Source organism: Streptomyces huiliensis (assembly GCF_020037025.1).
GTDB classification, from domain to species: domain Bacteria; phylum Actinomycetota; class Actinomycetes; order Streptomycetales; family Streptomycetaceae; genus Streptomyces; species Streptomyces huiliensis.
Map to the genome: position 1 here is coordinate 1 of NZ_JAIQLH010000115.1, position 3,809 is coordinate 3,809.

Below are 3,809 nucleotides of genomic sequence, written 5' to 3' on the forward strand. Positions count from 1 at the left end.
CCGCCCTCTTCTTCCTCTTCGTCGCCGACATCGACTGGGCGGCCGTCCTGCTCATCGCCGCCGGTTCGACGATCGGGGGCCAGCTCGGCGCCCGCGTCGCCCGCCGCCTGCGACCGCAGGTGCTGCGCGGCGTCATCGTGGTGGTGGGGGTCGTCGCCATCACCCAGTTGCTGCTGCGCGACTAGCGACGACCCCCCTCACGAGCGACGGGCGCCGCCGCCCGCTCACGCGGCGGGAACCGCCAACCACTCCGGCAGACGCTCCCCGTCGTGCGCCCCCACCGACAGCAACAGCGCGTCCGACGGCGTCGGTTCGAACGGACGCCGCAGCAACCGCATCCCCGCCTGCTCCGGCGTCCGGTCCGCCTTGCGGTGGTTGTCCTCCGCGCAGGCGGCGACGGTGTTCAGCCAGGTGTCCCCGCCGCCGCGGGACCTCGGCAGCACGTGGTCCACCGTGGTGGCCCGCCGCCCGCAGTACGCGCACCGGTGCCGGTCGCGCACCAGCACCCCCCGCCGGGACCACGGCGCGCGTCTTCGGAAGGGCACCCGTACGTACCGGCGCAACCTGATCACTTGGGGCACCGGCACCTCCATGGCGGACGAGTGGAGGCGCAGCCCGGGGCGAGCCTGTTCCACGACGGCCTTGTCCTGCAGTACGAGCACCACCGCGCGCCGCGACGACACCGTCGCCAACGGCTCGAAGCTCGCGTTCAGGACCAGCGTCTCCCGCATCCCGTTCCACCTCCCGGCCGGCACCCCCGCCCCGGCGGCGGAGATGGCTCAACTGTGCCGGGAGGGCCGAAAAGCGACAACGCAATTTCGGGTACGGCAAAGGGAGTTGAGGTGAACGAGAGGGTGACGGGCAAGCGGGGACGCTCCGGGCCCTTCCCCCGTGTCGAAACCGGGCCCGGAGCGTACGGCAGCGGACGCGGCCGCCCCGGGCCCACGCCCGGGACTCCGGCAGACGGCCGGCGCGCGACGCGCCGCACCCTCCCCGCCACTGCGGTGTCCACTGCCCGACGGCCGCATGCGACGCCGTCGGCCCCCACCACTCTGCGGGCCGCGCGGGACACCGCGCAACGGAATTTCCGGCCGCCCGGGCGGGGCGGCCGGTCACCGGCCGCGACGCGCGATCAGCCGTTCGCCGGCACCTCGTACTCGCCGATCAGATGCGCCCGGGCGAGGGTGTGGAAGCGCAGGTTGAAGCCGACGGCGGCCGGCGACGCGTCCGCGTCGGGACCCAGCTTCTCCTGGTCCACGGCGTACACGGTGAACACGTAGCGGTGCGGGCCGTCCCCGGGCGGCGGCGCGGCACCACCGAAGTCGCGCGTCCCGTAGTCGTTCCGCACGTGCGTCACGCCGGCGGGCAGCCCCTTCATCTCGCCGCCGCCCGCACCGGCGGGCAGCTCGGTGACGTCCGCCGGGATGTCGAACAGCACCCAGTGCCAGAAGCCGCTCCCCGTCGGCGCGTCCGGGTCGAAGCACGTGACGGCGAAGCTCTTGGTCTCCGCCGGGAAGCCCTCCCACCGCAGGTGCGGCGAGCGGTTGCCGCCGCCGTACGCCTGCGCGTCGGCGAGCCGGGCACCCGGCCGGACGTCGTCGCTCACCACGGTGAACGAGGGCACGGGCGGCAGGAAGTCGTGGGGGAGCGGCGGACGGCCCTGCTGATCGGACGCGGACGACACGGATGACACTGCTGCACCTCCGGAAACGCACGGACACGTGAAAACGCCAGCCTAACGAGGCACCGGCGGCTCCGGCTGAGACCATAAGGCGCGTGCTTCGACGTGTGCTCCGACATGTGTCACGACACGTGTCACGACGATGCGGACGACGACCCTCCGGCCGTGCCCTGCGCACCCTGACGGTCCTCCTCACCGCCCTGCCCCTCTTCCTCCTCCCCGCCTGCTCGTCCGGCGGCCACGGCAAAACCGGGAAGGCCACGGCATCACCCCACGGCTCCACCGGCGACGGCTCCCGGGGCACCGGCCCGACGCCCGCCTGGGCCAAGGGCATGAAGACCGTCACCCCGGACAAGCTTCCCCCCGAGGCCCGGCGCACCCTCGAACTCATCGCGAAGGGAGGACCGTTCCCGTACCCCAAGGACGGCACCGTCTTCGGCAACTACGAGAACCGGCTGCCCAAGCAGCCGCGCGGGTACTACCACGAGTACACCGTCCCGACCCCGGACGCGCGCACCCGCGGCGCCCGCCGCATCGTCACCGGCAGCCACTCCGAGCGCTACTACACCGGCGATCACTACAAGACATTCGAAGCGGTGGTGCAACCATGACGACTGGTACGACCAGCGAGCTCCCCACCCCCGGCGTGCCCGGCCTCCTCGACGGCACCCTCCCGCCGGGCACCTACCGGCTGCCCGTCACCGAGTCCCCCTCCCACGCCCTGAAGCTGGCCGCCGAGGCCGGCTGGCACGCCGCCCGGCTCCGCCTCCGGGACGTCGACGGCAAGGCGGCCTTCCTCGACCGCTGCGCCGCCGACCTCGGCTTCCCCGGCTGGTTCGGCCACAACTGGGACGCCCTCGCCGACTGCCTGACCGACCTGTCCTGGTGGCGCAAGGACGGTGACCCCCGCGGCTACCTGTTCCTGGCGGAGGACTGGGACGCCTTCCGCGAGGCCGCCCCGGAGGCGGCGGCGACCGCGTCGACGATCCTCGCCGACGCGGTCGGCTTCTGGCGCGACAGGGAGACCCCGATGGCCGTCCTCCTGGCGTGACCTTTGGGAGGGGGAGAGCCGGGGCCCCGACCTGGCCGGACGGCATCGCCGCCCCGTCGGATGTCCGTCCGGTCCAGTACCCTCGGCCCGCATGTCCTCCTCCGACCACCGCACCCCGCTCGCCCGCGCCTTCTTCGACCGCCCCGTCCTGGAGGTCGCCCCCGAACTGCTCGGGCGCACCCTGGTCCGGACGGGCCCCGACGGGCCGATCGAGCTCCGCATCACCGAGGTGGAGGCGTACGCGGGGGAGCTGGACCCCGGCTCCCACGCCTACCGGGGACGGACGGAGCGCAACGCGTCCATGTTCGGCCCGCCCGGCCACGCGTACGTGTACTTCATTTACGGCATGTGGTTCAGCCTCAACCTGGTCTGCGGCCCCGAGGGCACGGCCAGCGGTGTCCTGCTGCGCGCCGGCGAGATCCTCACCGGCCACGACCTGGCCCGGGCCCGCCGCCCGAAGTCGCGCAACGACCGCGACCTCGCCCAGGGCCCGGCGCGCCTCGCGACCGCCCTGGACGTGGACCGCACCCTCAACGGCACCGACATCTGCGCCGGCCCCACGGCCCCCCTCTCCGTCCTCCAGGGCACGCCCGCTCTCCCGGACCACGTCCGCAACGGCCCCCGGACGGGCGTCGGCGGCGAGGGCGCACTCCACCCCTGGCGGTTCTGGATCGACGGCGACCCGACCGTGAGCCCTTACCGCGCCCACGTCCCCCGCAACCGCGGCAAGGACCGCGTGACCGGCAAGGTCTGACGGACCGGGAGCCGGTGCTTGACTCCGGGCGGCCGAGCGCCTAACGTAGCCCGAGCCGCTGGAGACGGGCAGCGCTGTAAGCGCCTGCACCGACCGTTGGGCGGCACAACCACTACTGACGAGGGATCCCCGAAGGGGTCTTGCTTTCTGTTGCGCTTTTGCGTGCCGGATTCGGACTTCACGGCTCGATTGGGAGTCGGCGGGAAATTCCGCTAACGTAGTGAGCACGCCGAAAGGCGGGCAGCAAAACCCCCTCCAACGGGGATCGGATTTCGAATCCGGGCCGGAAACGGAACGGAAAAGGATCTGGTAAGGTTGGAAAC

At 72.9% G+C, this 3,809-nt stretch carries 6 protein-coding genes; 4 read left to right on the top strand and 2 right to left on the bottom strand.

The annotated features are described in order from the left end of the window. The coding region (locus JNW98_RS20690; protein ID WP_223769761.1) for a TSUP family transporter at positions 1-185 on the top strand (185 nt) is incomplete at its 5' end. 39 nt (positions 186-224) lie between these two features. Here JNW98_RS20690 and JNW98_RS20695 read toward each other — a convergent pair. Then, positions 225-731 (bottom strand): HNH endonuclease, encoded by a 507-nt coding sequence (locus tag JNW98_RS20695; RefSeq protein WP_223769762.1) that lies wholly within the window; start codon positions 729-731, stop codon positions 225-227. A gap of 401 nt (positions 732-1,132) precedes the next feature. After that, the gene (locus JNW98_RS20700; RefSeq protein WP_223769763.1) at positions 1,133-1,693 is read right to left on the bottom strand and encodes a YbhB/YbcL family Raf kinase inhibitor-like protein; all 561 of its coding nucleotides are present in this window, start codon (positions 1,691-1,693) and stop codon (positions 1,133-1,135) included. A 119-nt stretch (positions 1,694-1,812) separates the two neighbouring features. On the opposite strand from JNW98_RS20700, the gene JNW98_RS20705 reads away from it, so the two are divergent. From JNW98_RS20705 to JNW98_RS20715, 3 genes are all read left to right on the top strand, one after another. Further along, entirely contained in the window at positions 1,813-2,292 is a 480-nt protein-coding gene (locus JNW98_RS20705; RefSeq protein ID WP_223769764.1) for a guanyl-specific ribonuclease, read from the top strand. Next, entirely contained in the window at positions 2,289-2,732 is a 444-nt protein-coding gene (locus JNW98_RS20710; RefSeq protein WP_223769765.1) for a barstar family protein, read from the top strand. The genes JNW98_RS20705 and JNW98_RS20710 overlap by 4 nt, the downstream gene beginning before the upstream one ends. Positions 2,733-2,823: 91 nt before the next feature. Further along, the gene (locus JNW98_RS20715) at positions 2,824-3,486 is read left to right on the top strand and encodes a DNA-3-methyladenine glycosylase (RefSeq protein ID WP_223769766.1); all 663 of its coding nucleotides are present in this window, start codon (positions 2,824-2,826) and stop codon (positions 3,484-3,486) included. The last annotated feature ends 323 nt before the right edge of the window (positions 3,487-3,809 follow it).

Bases quoted from the DNA above. Each gene is read 5' to 3' on its own strand.
- JNW98_RS20715 (WP_223769766.1), top strand. From the start codon at position 2,824: ATGTCCTCCTCCGACCACCGCACCCCGCTCGCCCGCGCCTTCTTCGAC.
- JNW98_RS20695 (WP_223769762.1), bottom strand. From the start codon at position 731: ATGCGGGAGACGCTGGTCCTGAACGCGAGCTTCGAGCCGTTGGCGACG.
- JNW98_RS20710 (WP_223769765.1), top strand. From the start codon at position 2,289: ATGACGACTGGTACGACCAGCGAGCTCCCCACCCCCGGCGTGCCCGGC.